Source organism: Gardnerella vaginalis 1500E, assembly GCF_000263595.1.
GTDB classification, from domain to species: Bacteria; Actinomycetota; Actinomycetes; order Actinomycetales; family Bifidobacteriaceae; genus Bifidobacterium; species Bifidobacterium vaginale_E.
This window is the reverse complement of sequence record NZ_ADES01000011.1, coordinates 74,056-95,003: the sequence shown is the minus strand read 5'-3', so window position 1 is coordinate 95,003 and position 20,948 is coordinate 74,056. Positions and strand designations below refer to the sequence as shown.

14 protein-coding genes, 1 tRNA gene and 1 riboswitch are annotated in these 20,948 nt (G+C 41.5%); of the genes, 5 read left to right on the top strand and 10 right to left on the bottom strand.

Features of this window, described 5'->3' with window-relative positions:
- Window positions 1-20: 20 nt before the first annotated feature.
- Window positions 21-1,013: a cation diffusion facilitator family transporter gene (locus tag CGSMWGV1500E_RS02935; RefSeq protein ID WP_032843505.1), complete on the bottom strand. Its 993-nt coding sequence runs from the start codon at window positions 1,011-1,013 to the stop codon at window positions 21-23.
- Window positions 1,014-1,492: 479 nt separating this feature from the next.
- Between CGSMWGV1500E_RS02935 and CGSMWGV1500E_RS02940 the strand changes: the two genes are divergently transcribed.
- Window positions 1,493-2,398: a hypothetical protein gene (locus CGSMWGV1500E_RS02940; protein ID WP_004128110.1), complete on the top strand. Its 906-nt coding sequence runs from the start codon at window positions 1,493-1,495 to the stop codon at window positions 2,396-2,398.
- Between the two features lie 195 nt (window positions 2,399-2,593).
- On the opposite strand, the gene CGSMWGV1500E_RS02945 is transcribed toward CGSMWGV1500E_RS02940, so the two are convergent.
- The 5 genes from CGSMWGV1500E_RS02945 to eno all read right to left on the bottom strand — a co-directional run bounded on the left by CGSMWGV1500E_RS02945 (window position 2,594) and on the right by eno (window position 7,560).
- A tRNA-Leu gene (locus CGSMWGV1500E_RS02945) sits at window positions 2,594-2,677 on the bottom strand.
- A 126-nt stretch (window positions 2,678-2,803) separates the two neighbouring features.
- The gene (locus CGSMWGV1500E_RS02950; protein ID WP_050543268.1) at window positions 2,804-4,456 is read right to left on the bottom strand and encodes a DUF501 domain-containing protein; all 1,653 of its coding nucleotides are present in this window, start codon (window positions 4,454-4,456) and stop codon (window positions 2,804-2,806) included.
- A gap of 54 nt (window positions 4,457-4,510) precedes the next feature.
- Entirely contained in the window at window positions 4,511-4,987 is a 477-nt protein-coding gene (locus CGSMWGV1500E_RS02955; protein ID WP_004128105.1) for an FtsB family cell division protein, read from the bottom strand.
- A 167-nt stretch (window positions 4,988-5,154) separates the two neighbouring features.
- The gene (locus tag CGSMWGV1500E_RS02960; RefSeq protein ID WP_004128103.1) at window positions 5,155-6,069 is read right to left on the bottom strand and encodes an L-lactate dehydrogenase; all 915 of its coding nucleotides are present in this window, start codon (window positions 6,067-6,069) and stop codon (window positions 5,155-5,157) included.
- A gap of 195 nt (window positions 6,070-6,264) precedes the next feature.
- Complete coding sequence (eno, locus tag CGSMWGV1500E_RS02965) at window positions 6,265-7,560, bottom strand: phosphopyruvate hydratase (protein WP_004128100.1); 1,296 nt, start codon at window positions 7,558-7,560, stop codon at window positions 6,265-6,267.
- A gap of 148 nt (window positions 7,561-7,708) precedes the next feature.
- Window positions 7,709-7,824: riboswitch (TPP riboswitch) on the top strand.
- On the opposite strand from eno, the gene CGSMWGV1500E_RS02970 reads away from it, so the two are divergent.
- The 3 genes from CGSMWGV1500E_RS02970 (at window position 7,814) to CGSMWGV1500E_RS02980 (ending at window position 10,572) form a co-directional block, all read left to right on the top strand.
- Window positions 7,814-8,635 (top strand): ABC transporter permease, encoded by an 822-nt coding sequence (locus CGSMWGV1500E_RS02970; protein ID WP_004128096.1) that lies wholly within the window; start codon window positions 7,814-7,816, stop codon window positions 8,633-8,635. Its footprint overlaps the riboswitch before it by 11 nt.
- A 56-nt stretch (window positions 8,636-8,691) precedes the next feature.
- The gene (locus tag CGSMWGV1500E_RS02975) at window positions 8,692-9,696 is read left to right on the top strand and encodes an ABC transporter substrate-binding protein (RefSeq protein WP_004128093.1); all 1,005 of its coding nucleotides are present in this window, start codon (window positions 8,692-8,694) and stop codon (window positions 9,694-9,696) included.
- A 21-nt stretch (window positions 9,697-9,717) separates the two neighbouring features.
- Window positions 9,718-10,572, top strand: a complete 855-nt coding sequence (locus CGSMWGV1500E_RS02980) for an ABC transporter ATP-binding protein (RefSeq protein WP_004128091.1) — start codon at window positions 9,718-9,720, stop codon at window positions 10,570-10,572.
- Window positions 10,573-10,649: 77 nt separating this feature from the next.
- On the opposite strand, the gene mfd is transcribed toward CGSMWGV1500E_RS02980, so the two are convergent.
- The 3 genes from mfd to CGSMWGV1500E_RS02995 form a co-directional block, all read right to left on the bottom strand.
- On the bottom strand, window positions 10,650-14,234 hold the full coding sequence (gene mfd, locus CGSMWGV1500E_RS02985; RefSeq protein WP_004128088.1) for a transcription-repair coupling factor: 3,585 nt from the start codon (window positions 14,232-14,234) through the stop codon (window positions 10,650-10,652).
- Window positions 14,224-14,823, bottom strand: a complete 600-nt coding sequence (gene pth / locus CGSMWGV1500E_RS02990; RefSeq protein WP_004128084.1) for an aminoacyl-tRNA hydrolase — start codon at window positions 14,821-14,823, stop codon at window positions 14,224-14,226. The genes mfd and pth overlap by 11 nt, the downstream gene beginning before the upstream one ends.
- 138 nt (window positions 14,824-14,961) lie before the next feature.
- Complete coding sequence (locus tag CGSMWGV1500E_RS02995; RefSeq protein WP_004128081.1) at window positions 14,962-16,014, bottom strand: ABC transporter substrate-binding protein; 1,053 nt, start codon at window positions 16,012-16,014, stop codon at window positions 14,962-14,964.
- 303 nt (window positions 16,015-16,317) lie between these two features.
- Here CGSMWGV1500E_RS02995 and CGSMWGV1500E_RS03000 point away from each other — a divergent pair, with 303 nt between their 5' ends.
- Window positions 16,318-17,109: an ABC transporter permease gene (locus CGSMWGV1500E_RS03000; RefSeq protein WP_004128079.1), complete on the top strand. Its 792-nt coding sequence runs from the start codon at window positions 16,318-16,320 to the stop codon at window positions 17,107-17,109.
- 113 nt (window positions 17,110-17,222) lie between these two features.
- Here CGSMWGV1500E_RS03000 and CGSMWGV1500E_RS03005 read toward each other — a convergent pair whose 3' ends face one another.
- The gene (locus CGSMWGV1500E_RS03005) at window positions 17,223-20,846 is read right to left on the bottom strand and encodes a UPF0182 family protein (protein WP_004128076.1); all 3,624 of its coding nucleotides are present in this window, start codon (window positions 20,844-20,846) and stop codon (window positions 17,223-17,225) included.
- Window positions 20,847-20,948 lie beyond the last annotated feature (102 nt).

The following is a 20,948-nucleotide window of genomic DNA, read 5'->3' as shown; positions in this document are numbered from 1 at the left end:
TAGCTAAATGCTTCAAACTATTACTCGTGATGCTCAGAAGCGCTTGAAGTAGTATAGCCTTCAGGCTCCAACTGGAATGTAGTGTGCGAAACAGAAACAGGAAAATGCTCACGCAAGCAATCCTGAAGTTGGGAAAGCACCTGAGAGCATTGAGCCATAGTCATGTTAGGATCGACAACAACATGAGCCATAAAAATAGGCAATCCAGTAGAAACGGTACTAGCATGCAAATCGTGCACTGCAAGAACATGCGGCACATGCTCTAAATGCTCACGAACTTTATCTAGATCAAGACCTTCTGGAGTTTGTTCAAGAAGAACCTTAACAGCATTCTTAAGCAACTTCAGAGCGCGCGGAATCATAAGAATAGCAATAATCGCGCCGGCAAGAGCATCAAAACCAGCCCAACCAGTGCTCATCATAACAATTGCGGAAATTACAACCGCCACAGAACCCAAAGCGTCATTCATAACCTCAAGGAATGCGGCTCGCATATTCATGTTGTCTTGCGATTGAGACATAAGAATTACAAGCGAAGCAAGGTTTGCAGCAAGGCCGAGTATGCCGAAGAAAAGCAGTTGATTTACATCATGAATGCCTTGGTGACCGTTGCCAAAAAGACGCATTCCAGCTTCAACAAGAGCGTATACGCCAACAATTAGCAAAATAAGAGCACCGGCGGCAGCAGTAATAACCTCAAGACGAGCCCAACCCCACGTGCGCTTGCTGCTTGGACGGCGGCGCATAAGAATTGCAGTAACAGTTGAAGCTGCAAGAACGGAAATATCCGTAAGCATGTGACCTGCGTCAATAAGAAGCGAAAGAGAATTTGTGAGGAAAGAGCCGATTACTTCGGCAAAAAATACGATTGAAGTAAGAGAAAGAGTAAGAAGTAAGCGATGCTGGTGAGTGTGACTTGCGTGGATTGCGGCTGCTTGGGAAGCTGCGTTGGCGTTGAAACTGGTTGTGATGTTGACGTCGCTTGCGTTGGTGCTGGTTTTGGTGCTGGAGATGGCAGTGGTACGTGCGTTTGTAGTCGTACTTGCGCTTGTAGTAGTACTTGCGCTTGTAGTAGTACTTGCGCTTGTAGTAGTACTTGCGCTGGCACTGGCACTTCTTGAGTGTAAATCAATGCCGCTAGTTGAAGTTACACCATTATGATTATGCACTTGCTAAGCCTCCTGTCAAATACAGGAACGATATTATTTCTCAATATCATTCGCATTTTCTCTTATACGCAATGAACCCCAGCCGAAGCCGGGGTTCAAAATTGCTAAACTATCGTATCTACAACTATGTAATCACATGCTGTCAACATAAGCGTGTAAGCGAAAATAAGTGCACACTACCCAAATTTTATTTAATGCAACTTGTCAAAATTTTATACAGAATAAAACACGCAAATAAAAAAAAAACAGCAACGAAACATACGTAATAACAATCAAATAGAATATAGTATAACCTAGCTTGCAAAACTACAGATAGGAAACTTATGAGCAAGAAGATTACGCGCGTTACGAAGCATAAAACTACAACTCGCTCTATTGTAAATACTATTTTGGGCATACTTATTACTCTCACAATGTCAGCATCACTATTTGCTGCTCCCGAGACTGCGTATGCTAGCGAAAATAAAGCAAACTCTTACATTGCAGCAACTCAAAAATCTGACAATAGTACCAAAACGATTGCCTCAGGTTCCTGGTTTGACGGAGTTAAAAATTTTTGGAAATCGATTTTTAAAGGTAAAAATAAAGACGGAAAAAAGGATGAAAAAAGTGACAAAAAGGAAAATAAGAAGGACAAAAATTCAAAGAAACACATCGAAGTAGTAGACGAAGACGGATTAACGGCAGAAGAACGAAATAAAGAAAAATCTGATAACAAAAAGTCTAAGAAAAATCAGACTCGCAAAAAGAAGAAAAATCGGAAAAATCGGAAACGCAAAAACACCAAAAATGGTATAAAACGCAAAAAGAAAACTACAACGCGTAAGCGCAAACGCGTTAATCGTAAAAGAAAAAATAAAGTAAAGAAAGTAGTGCGTTCTAATACTAATCGCAATACCACCAATAATGGAAATAATGGCGATAAAAATAAAACCACAGGCAATGATTCTAAACAAAATCAAACCCCTGCTCCAACACCAACACCACCAGCACCACAGAACGAACCACAGCAACATGTTCAGACTCCTGCTCCAGCCCCTGCTCCAGCACCAGCTCCTACTCCATCACCAACACCTCAGCAACAGACGGCACAAAATTCAGGCGCAATAGTTGTTCATCCAGGTTCTTTCTGCAACTCAGGACCAGAAGTAGAAGCTGTATCAACAAAAGGTGTGCCTATGGTTTGCAGCGACAATGGCGAAGGACGCACTCGCTGGCGCAGACGATAACGCTCAGCACATCACTGTAAATCGTTTGACAACAGCGTTTGGATTGTGACTATGCCGCATAATATTCATCAGATTAGCTTTAAGCACTTTTGGCCTATAACGCCACATTTTGGGAAATAACCCGAAATAACCCATTATTTCTCAACGTTAATAAAAAAGCGCTGCACAGCTAAAAACTGTTCAGCGCTTCGTTCGTGCCTCCGGTGGGACTCGGACCCACAAGCCCGTAAGGGCGTCAGATTTTAAGTCTGATGCGTATGCCAATTCCGCCACAGAGGCAGCAATCAATTATTATGCCATACATCACTGCAAAGAACAAGCCAGCGCGTGGCGAAAACACAAACACGCACTTACTAAACGCTCTTCAAACATGCAACTCCACCAAACACTTGTCAAAAACACAACTCAGCGTTCTAAGCCAAGCAGTCTGCGCCCCAAATCAAGCGTAATACCATCAAGCAAACCATGTTCACTTGCCACAAAAGTATCCAAAACACCACCATGATCCTCATACGCAGCTTTTGCCAAACGTTCAAGCACTCGGCTCCACACCACTGCTCCGCCGCCAACAACATCAACACGCCCAGGGTGAATCGTCGCATACGAACGCCTACGCTCACGAGTCATGCGCAAAAATCGGTTATTAACCGCGTACGCCTGATCAAGCCCAATTTTAACTCCGTCAACAGCTGAATGATCATAATGCTTCAAGCCCATTGTCAATGCAGCCATTGTAGTAACAGTTCCAGAAACGCCAATAATAGTGCGCACGCGACCAGCAGGCACAACTTTGAAAGCTTCGTCAATATGCTTGTCAACATCATCAATTGCAGCTTGGATTTCGTCTTCAGTAGGCGGATCAGTATGCAAATGACGCTCAGTCATTCGCACAGAACCAACATTCATCGAATATGCAGCAGCAACCTTGTGAACAGGCAAACTATCTCCATCCCCTCCAAGCACGAGCTCAGTAGAACCCCCACCTAGGTCAACTACAAGATACGGTGGCTGCAAATCATCGCGCGAAACAACGCTTGTAGCTCCAAGAAAACTAAGCGCCGCCTCTTCTGTACCACTAATAACTTCCGGTCGAACACCTAGCTCGTCAACCATCATCTGCTCAAAAATTTCACGATTTTCAGCATCACGCGTTGCAGAAGTTGCTACGAAGCGAATCGCATCAACCGGATGCTCTTTCAAAACTCGCGCAAATTCGTGCGCAGCATCCCGAACTCGCGCTAAAGCATCGTCCGCAAAGCGGTGCGTTTCATCAATTCCCTGCCCAAGTCTAACAACACGAAGCATTCTAGGAACAATATCTTTCATTCCATGCTCGGAAACTTGCGCAATTTTAAGACGAATAGAATTAGTACCACAATCAATTGCAGCAACAGTCACAGATTTTTCTTCACTATTACTACCAACATTTTTTCTATTATTTTTTTCATCCGAAACAACTTCCGTTTCTTCAGCATCAGAATCATCGCTCCATGGAGTTGTGCAACGGCACACGTTTGGATCAAACTCATCCTTAATTCTCTCCAACACCATGTCACCAATAGGATTCACACCCTTGCCCATTACCAAGGTTTGCGCAAGCAAAGCATGCAAGCATTTCACGCGCACAGGCATACCACCTGCACTCATATCACTAATATGCTCTTCACTATCTCCCAACGAAACAGCCAATGCATGACGGAATGCCAAATAATACTTATGTGCCTGCTCATACTGCTTCTTAACAACTTCGTCCGTCTGCAACAATTCGTTAAATTCTCGCATAAGACCGTTTGCTTCTACATGAGACACTGCTTTTACAGCTTCGGGACTGGTTAAATAGCAAGTAGTTGGAAATGGTGTGCCATCTTGCAAACACGGCCTTGTTATAACCGCAAGAGGCCGGCCACAAACGCAGCGCGCACCAATAGCAACCATTCCCCTCGGAAACCTTCCAAGCTGCTTCTGAACAATCGCACGTTCAGCATCGCTTGCTGGCGTTTTAAGTAAACGCTTTACAGCATCTTCTGGAGAGTAATGATTATTGTCATTTTTTTGCATAATATTTGAACTTTCTGGCATATTTATTTTTCCCAGCACAGCTTTACTGTAATTTTATTGCAATGGCAAATTATCTGGCTTGTCTGCTTTGTGTATTGCATACATCAAATCACTATACCAAGGTAGAACAGTACGATTCTTAGTTTCGCTATTCTCCTGCGCAAACGCATTAGGCAATGTGCCTGTTACAGCTTCAGGATGCTCCACTCTAACTGCCTGTTCCCCTGGAAAAACAAAACCAAGACGATCTCGAGCCTGAGCTGCAATATACGCTTTATCTTTCCAGCGTTCAATATTATTGTCGAGTGTACGTTTTTGCTCTTTTAACGTACTTTCTTCGCGCTGCAATGCGTGAAGTTCAGCCAAACTTAGAGCATAATTTCTAACTGTAGAAATGCACTCAATTGAACCAACTGTAACTATAAAAACCATGAGTAGAAAAACAAGCGGTCCTGAAAATAGTCGACGCTGCTGCATCGGTGACTGTGTTTCTTCACCTGCTGCTTTCGTACGGCGCTTCCTCATAACCATACATTCTAAATTACTTGATGTATTCGACGTGAAAAACACAATAATAATGGTCAGTTACTAAACAGCAACTGACCATTACTACCTAATTATTTCGTTAGATTACTTTTATAATATTTCGATATATTACATCGCTATATTACTTTTAGATTATTTTAGATTATTTTAGATTATTTTGCTTGAGCTTTACTTAAGATCGTATCTGCAGAATGCTGCAACTTTTGCAATTCTTCTTCAGTTAGATCAAGCTTGCACTGCTTTACAATACCTTCGCGACCCACGATTGCTGGGTAAGAAAGATAAGAATGGTATTCCTCGCGATAGTTCGAAACAGGCATCTGCTCTTTAGAATCCGAAAGAACAGCATGAACTAGACGAACTGCAGCAGCAGCAATACCGTAATTCGTGTACTTCTTGCCATAGAACACCGTAAAGCCGCCTTGGCGAGTTTCCTCATCAACAGCGTTCAAATCAATATTCTTTTCTTTTGCGAGCTCAGCAATTGGCTGTTCAAGAACCTTAACTGTTGACCATGCAACAAACTGCGAATCGCCATGCTCACCCAAGCTATAGCCCTTCACTGCTTTTGGATGCACTCCGAAGAATTTACCAACAGCACGATGAAGTCTTGCAGAATCAAGCAAAGTTCCAGTGCCAATAACTTTTTCATAAGGAAGACCAGTTGTTTCTTTATAAAGCTGGCAAATAGCGTCGCAAGGATTCGTAATATCAACTAAAACACCATGGAAGCCAGAAGCTTTAATCTTTGCGCCAACTTCTTCAACTTGAACACGATTATGTTTAAGTTCTGCGAAACGATCAGGATTTGGAACGTCTAAAAGTCTAATATTACCCATAGCACTTACGATAACTTCAACATCTTTCAAAGCATCGTAATCATTGACAGTAATGTTTACATTAAAAGGCAAATTATCCATTGAATCCTCAAAATCCAATGCATCAGCCTTAACCTTAGCTTCATTCTTGTCATACAGGTATAACTCGTCGGCGTAACCACCAACAACAAGCTGGTGAGCAACAGCTGCACCAACATTTCCCATACCGATAACTGCTACTTTTCGCATAATGAAACATCTCCTTCTGTTTCGAGTTTCTCACAAAAATATCACCATTATGCTGAGAATGAAAGTAAATTCAAAAAAATTTTTTGCGTGTCTTGATTTTTTCAAAAATATTTACAAAAAACGGCCAGCCGAAAACACGACTGACCGTTTAAACTTAAAGACTTAAGAAGATTTAAGTTACTTAAAAGTAGAAAGTTACTTCATATACTTCTTGCAAGCCTTAAATGCACTGTAACCAGCGTACTGAGCGGTAGAACCAAGCTCTTCCTCAATCTCAAGCAAGCGGTTGTACTTAGCAATACGCTCGCCACGAGCAGGAGCACCAGTCTTAATCTGGCCGGTGTTCTTAGCAACAGCAAGATCAGAAATTGTGGTGTCTGGGGTTTCGCCAGAACGGTGAGAAACCATAGAGGTGAAGCCATTCTTGGTTGCAAGTTCAATAGCGTCGAGGGTTTCGGTGACGGAACCAATCTGGTTCAACTTCACGAGCAAGGAGTTAGCTGCACCAAGCTCAATACCCTTAGCCAAACGCTTTGGATTGGTGACGAGCAAATCATCGCCAACGAACTGCAAACGATCACCAAGACGCTTGGTGATTTCTGCCCAATCATCCCAGCCTTCTTCCTGGAATGGATCTTCAATGGAAACGATTGGATACTCGTTGATGAGCTTCTCGTAGTAATCAAGCATGTAAGCAGATTCGCGCTCTTCGCCATCGAAACGATACTTACCAGTTTCCTTGTTGTAGAACTCAGAAGAAGCAACGTCAAGAGAAATACCAATCTGCTTGCCTGGCTCGTAGCCTGCGGCTGCGATTGCATCCATGATGTACTTCAAGGAATCCTCATTGGACTTCATCTTTGGAGCGAAGCCACCTTCGTCGCCAAGACCAGTAGCCAAGCCTTCCTTCTTCAAAACGTTCTTCAAGGTGTGATAAACCTCAACACCAGCGCGCAAAGCATCGCTATAGGTTGCGAAACCGTATGGAGAAATCATGTATTCCTGAATATCGGTTGCAAAATCAGCGTGAGCACCACCGTTCATGATGTTCATGTTTGGAACTGGAAGAATGTGACCATTGGTACCGCCGATGTAGCGGTACAACGGAAGCTGAGCAGACTCAGCAGCAGCGTAGAGAGCAGCGAGGGAAACGCCGAGAATTGCGTTAGCACCAAGCTTGCCCTTGTTTGGCGTTCCGTCAAGCTCAATCATTGTTTCATCAAGAGCGCGCTGATCGGTGGCATCCATGCCAATAACCTTAGGAGCGATTACTTCGTTGACAGCCTTAACAGCTTCCAACGTACCCTTGCCCTGATAACGGGACTTGTCGCCATCGCGACGCTCCCAAGCTTCTGCTTCACCAGTAGAAGCACCAGAAGGCACTAAACCAACACCCTGAGCGCCATCTTCGGTCTCCAAATAAACCTGAACAGTAGGATTTCCACGAGAATCCAAAATTTCGCGTGCATATACGCTTTCAATAGCTGCCACAACTACTCCTTTATACCTATGGGTTGTGATGACTCTTTTAAGACTAGTGCGTTTTATGGACGTTACATTGTATTTGCAAGTGTTTATGCCGAGAACGTTCACGTGTCGCGAATTTGTGCGTTTTGTCCATGCCCGTGCGCCATAATAGCGAACTGACACGGGGTGCAACTTGCGCATTCATATGATTTTGCGGATATTGCTGAGAATATACCCGTCGAACCTGATATAGCTAGTACTATCGAAGGGATGTCGGATGAATATCCACTTTCGCGAGCGAAAAACTGAGTGTATTGCAAACAGGAAGCAAGCGAATAAAAAAGCAAATAAGCCATTAAAATCTTTTATCGCTTGGATTTCTACAATAGTTATAGTTTTTTGCTGGTTTATTATTACACTCGGTCCTGTTGAAAACCGCGCTTTGCCTTCACCTTTCGAAGTTATTAAAGCTTTCGTAGATTTACACAATGAGGGAATACTGTGGCCGTCTCTTGCAATAAGCGTTTTTAGGGTTGTTGCAGGTCTTCTTTTGGGTATTGCGTTTGCACTTCCTGCCGGAATTCTTTCTGGAGGAAGCGCAATAGGCGAAACAATAATAAACAAGCCTAGCCACATGATACGTTCAATACCGTTCCCTGCTCTAGCTCCTCTTCTTATTATTTTTCTTGGCGTTGATGAGCTTATGAAGATTATGCTTATTGCAGTGGGCGTTTTTGGCCCTATGTATGTAAATATTCGCGATGGTGTTCGTAATATTGATCCTCGCCTTATTGAACTAGCTAAGGCTTATCATATTAAAAAATCTACTATTTTCACCACTATTTTTATGCGCGGAACTCTTGCTAATTTTATGACTGGATTGCGTTTTTCTATTTCCGTCGCATGGGTTGCTTTAGTTACTTGCGAAACAGTTAATTCTTCTATTGGAATCGGCTATATTCTTTCGAGAGCGCAACAATTCTTTAGGCCGGATCAGATGATGGCTTGCATAATTATGTACGCAATTGCAGGTCTTGGATCCGAAATTACGGCAAATATTTTCGAATACTTATTCATGCCAGAACGAAGAATTTCCTAAAAATAAACACAATAAACAAGAAACACAAGATAATAAACACAAAAAAGGAGCCAACTATGGTTAATTTCAAATTAAAAAGCGCAAGCAAGCGTGCTATTTGCGCATTGTGTGCTCTTTGCACAGCAGTTGCACTAGCTTCATGCGGAAGCGCTCAGAAATCTTCAAGCAACGCGTCTTCTACAAAAGAAGATACTGGCACTATGCGTGTTGCTTATCTTTCTACAGCAAACTATTTAACTACATTGAAGAACGAAAAGTTCTTGCAGGAAGAGTTTGGAAAGTCTAAAGTCACTTACACTGGTCCTTACACTCCAGTTGATGGACTTACTGCAGTAATGAGCGGTAGCGCAGACGCAACAACTACAGGAACTGGCCGTTTTATTGATCTTATTGCCGAAGGTCAGCCTTGGGTTGCTTTTGCACTCGAATACTACAATGGTGATTCTCAGGGAATTGTAGCATCTGCAAAAAGCGGCGTAAAAAGCTTAAAAGACTTGTATGGAAAGAAAGTTGCTATTATTCACAATGGTGACACTGGCGACTACATGCTTCATCGCGCTTTCGATAAAAGCGGTTTAGACGTTTCTAAAGTTAAAAAAGTTGAAATGAGCCCTAAAAACTTCCAGGCTGCTTTCTCTTCTGGACAGATTGACGCAATTTCTTCCTTCGACCAGAATCTTGCAGCAGCTATGACTACTCCTGGTTCTAAGTTGCTTGTAAACGCTAAGAAGTATGGCAATATGAACGTTACTATTCATATTGTTTCCAAGAGCTTCGCTAAGAAGCATCCTGAGCTTGTGAAGAAAATGTATAAGGCTCTTGTGCGCGAAGCAAAGAAGTCTCACAAAGAAAAGAATGTTATTGGCAACGCTTATAAGCAGCTTGGAGCATCTGACACGATTATTAAGCAGATTGAAAAGTTTGATAATCCAACAATTAGACCAATCGACGCTAAAGGCTTGGAAATGATGAAAGTTCAGGCTAAAGAATACGTTAAGTACGGTTTGATTAAGCAGACTCCAAAGAATTTGGATGATTCTGTAATGGACTGCAGCAAATAAGCATCTACTAACTCATAAACAATGACTAGTTTCAAGAACATGTTTCAAAAGCGCACTGCAAAAAACGATTCTGTGGAAGTTTCTAAAGAATCTTCCACACAAACTCTTGCATCTAACGAAAAAAATAACACATACTGCGTTACTATGGAGAATCTTGGAATCTCTTTTAATAACGCCGAAAGTAGCAACACAATTAAAAATGCTGAAAATAATTCTGCAGATAACTCTACTTTCGTGTTAAAAAACGTTACGATGAGCATCAAGCAAGGTGAGTTTGTTTCTCTTGTAGGAAGATCTGGCTGCGGAAAAACGACGCTTTTGAAAATAATTTCAGGACTTCTTACTCCTACTGAAGGTAGCATTTACGCCACAAGTCGTCAGGCTATTGGTTTCCAAGATGCGAGATTAATACCTTGGCTTTCTGTGAGCAAAAATGTTATTTTTGGCATGGAAGCAAGTAAGCAAGAGCTTGAGGATATTGCGCATTTAGCGCTTTGCCAAATGCAGCTTGAAGACTACGATAACAAGTGGCCGTCTCAGCTTTCTGGCGGCCAGCAGCAGCGCGTATCTTTAGCAAGAGCTTTAGTTAGAAATCCTGAATTATTGTTGCTTGACGAGCCTTTTGGCGCTTTGGATGCTCTTACTAGATTCGATATGCAAGATTTGCTTAATAAGCTTCAAGCTGAATACGGCTGGAGCACGCTTATGGTTACGCACGATATTGCGGAAGCTGTGAGACTTTCTGACCGAATTCTTATGATTAAAAATGGTGAGATTTATAAGCAATGGCATATTAATCGCGAGAATCTTGATGCTCAAAATCGTCCTGTAAATCATAGTGAAATAGAAGATGAGCTTAGAGAAGCGTTACAGTAAGAACGCAAAAAAGTAATAAATAAAGGCGACTGCAAAATAAGCGGCCGCCTTTATTTATAAAATAAACACAAGCAAATTTACCAAGCTAAATCTTCAAGAAGTTGACGCACCCATGAAAGTATTTCATGCTCGCTCATTGCGCTAGTTCCAAGCGAAGATTCAAAAGGCGCTGGAATAATAAGCATATGAGTAACAGGACGGTATTGCATTGAGCGATAAATCCTCTGCATTCGCATTAGCACAGAATCTTTTGGATCAACACCAACTACCCTAACCGTTTTTCCTTGAGAACTAATTTGCGTAATACCAAGCTCTCGAGCCTTAAAGCGCAAGCGAGCAACATCACACAGCGCGCCAAACGCTTCCGGCGGCTCACCAAAACGATCCAACAACTCGTCGTAAAGATCCTTCAAATCGTCATCATTACTTGCGCAAGCAAGCTTACGGTACACCTCCAAACGAAGCTTGTCGGAAGCAATATAATCAACCGGAATCGAAGCTTCAATAGGTAAATCAATAGTTACCAAGACCGGCTGAACGTGCTCTGGCTCCTTATACTGCTCAACAGCTTCTGAAACCATGCGAACGTAGAGATCAAAACCGACTCCCTCAATGTGTCCACTTTGTTCATCACCAAGAAGATTTCCAGTTCCTCGAAGTTCCAAATCTTTCATAGCAACGTCAAATCCAGAACCTAAAGCCGTGTGCTGAGCAATAGTTGCAAGACGATCGTGAGACTGCTGAGTCATTGGCTTAGTTGGATCATACAAGAAGTAAGCGTATGCGCGCTCACGTCCTCGCCCAACTCGCCCGCGAAGCTGATGCAATTGGCTTAAACCAAATCTGTCGGCATGATCAACAATAAGCGTATTCGCATTAGAAATATCAAGACCGGTTTCAATAATCGTAGTGCACACGAGCACGTCAATATCCCTATGCCAAAAATCGCGAATTACAGCATCAAGCTGCTTTTCACCCATTTTTCCGTGCGCAATAGCAACGCGCGCATCCGGCACAAGCTCGTTAATTTTGTTTGCAACAGAACTAATATCTTCTACGCGGTTATGAACATAAAAAACCTGTCCTCCGCGCAACAATTCTCGCTTAATACAAGCTGATACTTGCGAATCCTCATAAGCGCCAACATAAGTCAAAACTGGAAGACGGTCTTCTGGAGGCGTAGCAAGTGTAGACATTTCACGAATACCAGTTACAGCCATTTCAAGCGTTCTTGGAATTGGCGTTGCTGAAAGACTTAATACGTCGACGTTTGTACGCAAAGCTTTTAACGTTTCCTTATGCTCCACGCCAAAACGCTGCTCTTCATCTATTATGACTAAACCTAAATCTTTGAATTTTATACTCGGGTTCAAAAGTTTATGAGTTCCAATAACAACGTCCACGCTTCCGTCTTGCAATCCGCTCAAAGTTTCGTCAATTTCTTTAGCAGTTTGGAATCTACTCATTGCAGCAACTTTTACTGGGAATCCTTCAAAACGATTCGTAAAAGTTTCGTAATGCTGTTGAACAAGCAATGTTGTTGGAACCAGAACAACAACCTGCTTAGAATCCTGAACAGCTTTAAAAGCTGCACGCAACGCAATTTCAGTTTTTCCAAAACCAACATCGCCGCAAATTAAGCGATCCATCGGCATTGGTTTTTCCATATCTGCTTTTACTTCATCAATAGTTGTCAGCTGATCGGCAGTTTCTTGGTAAGGAAATGCGTCTTCCAACTCTTTTTGCCAAGGAGTATCTTTACTAAACGCAAAACCGCGAGACTGCTGACGCGCGGAGTAAAGTTTAATAAGATTTTCCGCAATTTCGTGAACATGCTTTTTAGCTTTTGCCTTAGTTTGAGCCCAATCCGAGCCTCCAAGCTTATTAAGTTTTGGTATTTCGGCACCAATATATTTGCTAACTAAATCAAGCTGATCTGTTGGAATAAATAATTTATCTGCTGGAGCGTTACGTTTACTTGGCGCGTATTCGATTACTAAATATTCACGAGTTGCAGTTCCACCAGTTACTGCAATATTTCGCTGTTTCATGCCAATAAAACGACCAATACCATGCTGCTCGTGTACTACGAAATCTCCATGCTTTAGTTCCATTAAGTCGATTGATTTGCGCCTGCGTTTTGGAGTTTTTAATTGTGTTGAAGCAGAAGATTTACCAGTTAAATCGCGCTCTGTGAGCACAGCTATACGCGCTTTTGCATCAATAAAACCGTCGCTTAAAGAAGAACGTACTGTAGTAAAGTTTGCAACTCCTGTTGTTCTAACAGCTCTTCTTAATCTAGAAAGAGTACCAGAAGCTGCTGCAGTAATAGTTACATCAAAACCGTCATCTATAAGAGATGATATTCCGCCTGAAACTTTCGAAGAATCTCCCCTAAATTCTTCAGGAGCTTTAACAGGTAAAGAGATATTTCCTGCAAGGGTATCATCTACGCCGAATGATGTTAATTTCCAAACATCATGATTAGAAAATTCTAGTGCAGAAACAGTTTCGTCAAAATCTAAGAAATTAGCTTGATCAAAAGTAATAGGAGCGCCAGAACCTAATCCTGAAGCTGCAACATGCCAGCTAGCCGCCAAAAACTCGTTTGCAGTGGACGTAACATCTTCTGCTGCCCTTCGGCATTTTTCCGGATCAGATAGCATTATTACAGCATTTTTAGAAAACATGTTTTGCACTGATTCCATGTTGTCAACCAATGCAGGCAGCAAGGATTCCATACCTTCTACCGGTATAGAATTTGCAATGGATTCAAGCATGTCATCAGCATTCGGAATTTTGCCAATAAGCGAACGCGCACGCTTACAAATTTCCTCTGTAAGTTGCAGTTCTCTACAAGGAGTTGCCCAAAGTTTTTCAATATTATTTCCGTATGTGCGCTGATCTGAAGCATGGAATTGCTTCATTGTGTCAATTTCGTCACCAAAAAATTCAATACGCACTGGATGTGTCATTGTTGGCGCAAATACGTCAATAATTCCGCCTCGAACAGCAAATTCTCCGCGCTCCATAACCAAATCAACGCGCGTATAAGCATTTTCCACCAACCGCTTAGTTGCGTCTGTAATAGAAAGTTCTTTTCCGCACCCAAAAACTAGCGGATCTACGTCTCCAAGTCCTGAAACAACTGGCTGAATAAGAGATCGAACAGGAAGAACAAGAACTCGAATCGGCCCAAATAAAGAACTACCTTCTTCTGGATGCTTAAGCCTACGAAATACTGAGATTCTGCTCGCAACAGTATCTGCGCGAGGTGAAAGACGCTCGTGAGGCAAAGTTTCCCATGCCTCTAGTTGAGCAACGTCTTGCGGATTCCCCCTATACCAGTCACGAAGAGATTCAGTGAAATCTGCCGCATCTTTGCTAGAAGGAACAATAACAACAACAGGCATATTCTCTGCAAGAGAAGCTGCAAGAGCCGGTCGCACTCCAAGAGGCGCTGCAATATTAAGCTCGCCACTTTCTGCAGTTTTTTGAAACTCGTTAATTGAATCAATATTATTTTTCGATAATGCACTAAATATTTCATCTTTACTGCATAAATCTAGCAAAATATCATGCAAATTGATTGATGATTCTTCTGTTTCAATATTTTTTAAGCTTTTTGCAACCATTCTTATTGACCTGTTATCAGCGGCCATTAAAATGCTCCTGAGTTTCTGCTAGCCCGTGGAAAATAACACTTTCTGCAGCATCTGCTCCGTCTGCTAAGAAGTTTGGAAGCTCGGATTTTTGAGCTCCAGCAAAACCTCCAAGCACCCAATTAACAGTATTATCGTGTGCATGAGCACCGCGCTGAGCGTGACCTACACCCATTCGAACGCGAGCATATTGTTGTGTTCCAAGAGAACGATCAATAGACTTAATTCCATTATGTCCGCCTGCTGAACCGCCAGATTTTACTTTAATACGTCCAAAATCTAAATCCATATCGTCGTGAATGATCACAATATGATCCGGTTCAATCTGATAGTAGGAGCTTATAGATGAAATAGCAGCTCCTGAATTGTTCATAAATGTCAATGGTTTAGAAAGGAAGAACTTAGCAGTTCGACCATCAAGATTCATAACACCTTTGCCGAGTTTAGAAAGACCTTTATGATCAGAAAACTGCACAGACCAACGTTCAGCAAGCACATCCGCAACCATGAAACCCATGTTATGGCGTGTTCCCTCATATTTTGTGCCAGGATTTCCTAATCCAGCAATAAGCCAAAAATCCGACGCCATGGTATACCCACTCCCATTCATAAAGGCGATAGAACAACGAAATGGGCGTATCGATTGTAGTTGACGTAAATGCACAACTACCCGATACGCCCTCATATACTGAAAACCATTCTACCAAGACTTACGCCATTGGCGAAATTACTTCAAGAATTTGTTTGTGGACAAATCTTTAGCTTGAGGAGTTTTCTTTGTTACTTTGCCTTTAGCATCAGTATAAGCGCCTTCTTTACTCAAGAAGTCAAAGTAAGCCTGAGCTCCCTTTACATCGCTAGTGCCAAAAACAAACTTTCCACTCTTAATATCGGCACGATTGCCCCAATATTGTCCGTCAACAATCATCTTCATGCTTCTTTTAACAAACTTTGGATCAAGATTTGCATCTTTTGCTTCCTTAACCAAAATATCAGAAGCCTCATCCGGATGAGCATAAGCATATTCATAACCACGCTTTGCAGTCTGAACAAATGCGCGAACAAGCTTAGGATCCTTAGCAATAGTGCGCTTATTAGTAATTATGCCAATAGTGTCCGGCTGGCCAGGAACACCATAATCACCTTCCATAAAGCAGCGAAGCTTAGGTCCAAACATCTCCGACTGAACACCTTCCCAAGTGCCGTAGAATCCACCAAAATCAGCCTTACCTGATTCAAGAGTGCGGAATGTAGAAGTACCAACTGTTACTTTATCGAACTTACCTTCGCCACCATCATGCTGAATCATTCTGCGAATAACAGCATCACCTTCAGCTGAACCAAATGTTGCAAAAGTACGTCCATCAAAGTCTTTTGGAGAATGAATCTTATTGTTTTTTGCAAGCGAACACCATATTGCACTTGGCTTTTGCTGAACTTGCATAACTTGCTCAAGATTCGCTCCCTTAGTTGAGAAATCAGCAGCATTAGTTAAAGTACTAAGCGCAAAGTCTGCAGCACCACTATCTACAGCATGCTCTGAACCGGTTTGAGCAACAGCAAGAATATTTACATCTAAACCTGCATCTTTAAACCAGCCCTTATGCTTTGCAACATAAATACCAATATGATTAGTATCCGGCGCCCAAAATAGCATAAAAGATACTTTGCGAAGATTAGCGTTATTATTAGCGCTAGTAGACCCACATGCCGAGAAAGAAAATGCACAGCATACAGAAAGAATAACAGCAAGAGTACGCTTAAAAATACGCATATTCATGAGTTCCCTACTTTTGTTCTAGTACCGTTCTTCTGGGAAAGTGACACGGACTTGGCAGAAAACGGTATTAAGGGCCTAGCCCGCGCCGTTCAATGCCCCCGAGCAAAGAAAAACTTTGCTGCGGTTTGCCACACATTGACTCACGAAACATTTAGATTATGCACGAAATAAGCGACAAATAAGCAAAACTTACTTAAGTACATCTTAAGTTGTGCGGTTCTAATAGAATATACGTGCTAATCTCGTTTTATTGTGGCGATTGGGGCAGCAATCGCATTTTTAAGCGAAAGGAATTGAATTTATATGACGCAATCGCGTTTAAAACGCATGCTTTTAAAGTATCTGCCAACTATAATATCCGTAATAATTCTGCTTATTTTGTGGCAAATAGCATGCACCTATTCTGGAATATCACAAAATTTGATTCCTACACCAACTTCTATTGCAGAAGCCACTGTTGAAGCTTTACCAACCTTGTGGCCGGCAGCTTTGATAACAACGCAGGAAACACTTATTGGTTTTGCGTTGGCTATTTTAGTTGGCATTCTTTTAGGCGTTGCTTTCCACGTTTTTAAACTTATAAAATCTGCACTTTTCCCGCTTTTATGCGCAGCTCAAACCATGCCGCTTATTTCTATTGCACCAATTTTTTTGATTTGGTTTGGTTTTGAAATGTCTGGGAAAATTGCAATAGTTATGATTTTTAGCATGTTCCCTATTGCAGTGCAAACAATTCGCGGATTAGATGCCGTACCAAGCTTTTATAGCGATGTTGCTTTAACGTGCGGAGCTAGTCAAACATGGACTTTGTGGCACGTTAAGCTACGAGTCGCAGCACGACAAATTTTTGGCGGAATTCGAATCAGCGCAGCATACGTTTTTGGAACCGCAGCAACAGCAGAATATTTAGGAGCAAGAAACGGATTAGGCATTTGGTTACAGTTTGCTTATAATTCGTTTAGAACTCCGCTTATTTTTTCTGCTACAATCGCAATAATTGCTCTTACTACAATTCTTATGATTATTATCAATGCTTGCGAAAATATCCTTCTAGGCCCCGTAAGCTATGACGAAGATCCAGACAACCAGCTTTAAAACACCGTTACTAACTCAGCCAAATATCTGAGAAAATAACAGTAATAAGCAAAACACCGTTACTATCTCAGCTATAAAACTGAAATAGTAACGGATTAATAACAGCAATTCTACTACTTTGCAGATTCTTCTTTCATAGCATCGCTAATAGCATCGCTTAGCTCCTTTTGAGCTTTGCCATACGCTTCCCAATTACCTTCACGCATAGCAGCATCGGAATCCTTTAACGCTTGAGCTGCGCGCTTAAGAGCAGCTTTTACTTGAGTATTTAGAGAAGATGAATTAGCAGATGAAGCTTGATTAGAAGAATTTCGCTTGCTATCTTTGCTATCTTTACTATCTTTACTATCTTTACTACCTTCGCTTATTTGAAGCTTATCTGATTTATCTCCAGGTTTATTAGACGCATCTCCTGCCAAAGCTCCTGAATCTCCACCAAATACTTGATCAAGAGCTTCGTCCAATGTATCCGCAAAACCAACCTGATCGCCGAAAGCAACTAATACCTTCTTAAGCAACGGATAGCTTGTAGAACCACTTGATTGCACATAAACAGGCTCTACGTAAACAAGCCCTCCACCAAGAGGCAAAGTTAGCAAATTTCCTCGCTTAACTTTTGTAGAGCCAGATTCAAGCAAATTCAACTCTTTAGAAACGCTAGCGTTAGCGTTGAAGTTGTTTTGAGCTTGACCAGGACCTGGAACATTAGAAACCTTAGGTAATTCTTGCAAGCGAAGCTTACCATAGTTCGTTCCAATCTTTCCTGGAGTATCTCCAGCATCTGAATCAACAGACAAGAAACCAGTTAAAATTTCGCGAGTGATCTTACCTGCAGGAATATATGTAGAAACTAGTGAAAATACTGGTTTCTTTGCATCTCCAGTTTGCAAAGTCAAATAGTAAGGCGGTTGCAAAATATCATCACGTTGAAGACTTTGAGATTCCGTTGGATCAACAGGAGTCTGCCAGAAATCTTCGCCAGAGAAGAACTGACTTGCAGTATCTACATGGTACTTTGCTAGCAAATAACGCTGAACCTTAAACAGGCTTTCCGGATAACGCAAATGTTTCATCAAATCGCCAGAAATCTTAGAAATATCATGATAATGACCTGGGAATATTGATTGCCAAGCTTTAATCACAGGGTCTTTTTTATCCCACACATACAAATCAACAGATCCATCGTATGCATCAACAGTGGCTTTTACTGAATTGCGAATGTAATTTGCACGCTGATTAGTTAATCCTTTAATTGAGCGAGATGTTGTTGTAGTTGAATCCTGAGTAACACTGCCAAAATCAGTCATTTGAGAGTATGGATAAGCATCAGAAGTAGTGTACCCGTCAACAATCCACTTAACTCGACCGTCAACAACCGCAGGATACACGCGACCATCCAAAGTCAAGTATGGGGCAACTTTCGACACACGCGTCTTAGGATCTCGATCGTACAAAATCTGCGAATTTTCAGTCACACGATCCGAGAAGAGAATCTGATCAGACTCAAAACGAATAGCATGCATCAGCTTTGAGAAGAAGTTTCCAAGACGAGGACCACCATTGCCTTTAAAAGTAGTTAAAGCACCTTGAGAACCAGTTGGATAATCAAACTCCCACGGAGCTGTGCCTTTTGGCGAACCAACAATGGAATATTCTGGCGCATTTGGAGAGAAGTAGATACGAGGCTCATATTTTTGCAACTTCGTAAGTTTACCTTGAGTCGGAATACCATACTCCATAAATTGCGGCTGACCGTCTGCAGTTACTTTATTTCCATAAGCTGCCACAATTCCATAGCCGTGAGTGTAAACAGTATGGTCGTTAACCCAGTTACGATTGTCATTCCCTGCTAAATCTAGTTCTCGAGCCGCAATAACAGTATCTTGACTCACTCCATCAATATCATACTTGTCTACTGCAAGAGTATCTGCGAACGTATAGTATTGCTTTGATTGCTGAAGCTGACGGAAGGTTGGAGAAGTAACTTGAGGATCAAGCAAACGAATTTGCGCAGTAGATTCTGCTTCTGCAGATAACGCTCCAGATTTTCCTTTAGAAGTTGCGTTATACGATTCTTTCTTTACATTATTCAAACCATAAGCAAACTTCGTAGCATCAATATTTCGCTGAATATAAGGAGCTTCCATTTCCTGAGCGTTAGGAGCAACCTTAAAACGCTGCAAAAGAGCAGGCCAAGCAAAAGATATAACAATTGAGCAAGCAATTAAAGAAGCCAAAGCAATTGTTGGAGTTTTCCAAGCTTTAACAGCACTCTTAAAACGTTGCGCTATTGGAGCTTCACCAGAAAGTGCATGAGATTTCATAAACCAAAACGAGAGAACAGCACCAACCAAAACTGTTACAACTGCCATAACTATACTTCCAGGCACTCCAGCATTCATATCCGTGTATGATCCACCAGTAATTCTTGAACCATCAAGAGTTACCACAGAGAACATGTCTAAAATTTGCAAAACTGCCCAAGATAAAATCACAAGCATAAACCATATTGCAATTTGCCTTCGAGCGCGGTTAGTAATATTCAATATTCCATTGCCATAAATAGGCATAGTAAAGCGAATACCGCCCATGAGCAAGTGCGAAACAATAGAGAAAATAAGAGATAATACCAAAAGAAGAACAAAAGCACCTGCAAACAATCTTAGTCCTGGAAGCACAAATACGTAAAAACCATTGTCAATTCCAAATTGTGGATCCTTAATTCCGAAAGGCTGAGCGTTGAACATAAGTAATATTTGCACCCAGTGATTGTAGAATTGAAAACCAAATATTGCGCCAACAATTAGTGAGACAATACCAGCAGCATGTAATGCAACTTTAGAGCTTATTCCATGCTTTAGGTCAATAACATTTCCACGCACGCGAATATAAGACCCATCTGCATTAGTCGGACGAGCTTTAATTGCTAAAGCTGCAGACAAGTAGCCAAAAGCGGACATCAATACAGCGTATAGTACCCAAACACCTACTTTTGCAGCTAACTGAATCCAGATTACGCTTTCAAAGCCGAGTTGAGCATACCACATGCAATCGGTTGTAAACTTTGCAAGACAAAAAACAATTACGCATATAAAAACTATTGCTACTACGATTGCAGCAAAAATCCAACGCCATTTTCTTGATTTTCCAACAAATCTGTTTACATCAAAATCAATTTTCATAGAGTGGCTCTCCTTGCTATTTGAGCTTTTGCTATCGCTTGTATTGCTTTTACTATTATCGCTAATATTGCTAGTATTGCTTTCACTATCCTCACTAGTATCGCTATTTTTTGGCAAATCACCGTCTTTTTCTAGTTTTTTCTTAGCTTCTACTAAATCACTAAAGAGGTCACCGAGGTCACCATCATCACTATAATAATCTGCCCAATCTTTTATTTTTTTTGCAAACTTTGAAGAAGTCTTATCTTTGTTCTCACTATTAGAATCGTCTTTAGAATCGTCTTTAGAAGCATCTTTAGTAACAACAACATCACTATTATTATCTTCATCAATGCTTTCTATGACTACGTCTTGATCAATAGAATCATCCGCAGAAATATCGTCAGAAGTATCGGCAGATGCATCAGCAGCATCATTATTTTGACTGCTTTTCTTTCCATCGCTTGAATAATCGGCAGTCTTATGCGCTTTAGTGTTTTTAGGTTTTTTAGCCATGTACGCGCCAAAAGCAACCCATGCAACGCCAATAATTATTTCTACGATTAGTTTCAACATAAAGTTAATAGTACTATATTAATTATTCCCAATCTACTTGCTGTGTAATCAAAAATAATTACAAAAAAGCGCGCTCACAAAGTAGCGAACGCGCTTAAATTG

Excerpts from the sequence above, each read along its gene's own strand:
- CGSMWGV1500E_RS02940 (WP_004128110.1), top strand. The coding sequence starts at position 1,493 with ATGAGCAAGAAGATTACGCGCGTTACGAAGCATAAAACTACAACTCGC.
- CGSMWGV1500E_RS02950 (WP_050543268.1), bottom strand. The coding sequence starts at position 4,456 with ATGCAAAAAAATGACAATAATCATTACTCTCCAGAAGATGCTGTAAAG.
- CGSMWGV1500E_RS02955 (WP_004128105.1), bottom strand. The coding sequence starts at position 4,987 with ATGGTTATGAGGAAGCGCCGTACGAAAGCAGCAGGTGAAGAAACACAG.
- CGSMWGV1500E_RS02960 (WP_004128103.1), bottom strand. The coding sequence starts at position 6,069 with ATGCGAAAAGTAGCAGTTATCGGTATGGGAAATGTTGGTGCAGCTGTT.
- CGSMWGV1500E_RS02970 (WP_004128096.1), top strand. The coding sequence starts at position 7,814 with ATGAATATCCACTTTCGCGAGCGAAAAACTGAGTGTATTGCAAACAGG.
- CGSMWGV1500E_RS02975 (WP_004128093.1), top strand. The coding sequence starts at position 8,692 with ATGGTTAATTTCAAATTAAAAAGCGCAAGCAAGCGTGCTATTTGCGCA.
- CGSMWGV1500E_RS02980 (WP_004128091.1), top strand. The coding sequence starts at position 9,718 with ATGACTAGTTTCAAGAACATGTTTCAAAAGCGCACTGCAAAAAACGAT.
- mfd (WP_004128088.1), bottom strand. The coding sequence starts at position 14,234 with ATGGCCGCTGATAACAGGTCAATAAGAATGGTTGCAAAAAGCTTAAAA.
- pth (WP_004128084.1), bottom strand. The coding sequence starts at position 14,823 with ATGGCGTCGGATTTTTGGCTTATTGCTGGATTAGGAAATCCTGGCACA.
- CGSMWGV1500E_RS02995 (WP_004128081.1), bottom strand. The coding sequence starts at position 16,014 with ATGAATATGCGTATTTTTAAGCGTACTCTTGCTGTTATTCTTTCTGTA.
- CGSMWGV1500E_RS03000 (WP_004128079.1), top strand. The coding sequence starts at position 16,318 with ATGACGCAATCGCGTTTAAAACGCATGCTTTTAAAGTATCTGCCAACT.
- CGSMWGV1500E_RS03005 (WP_004128076.1), bottom strand. The coding sequence starts at position 20,846 with ATGTTGAAACTAATCGTAGAAATAATTATTGGCGTTGCATGGGTTGCT.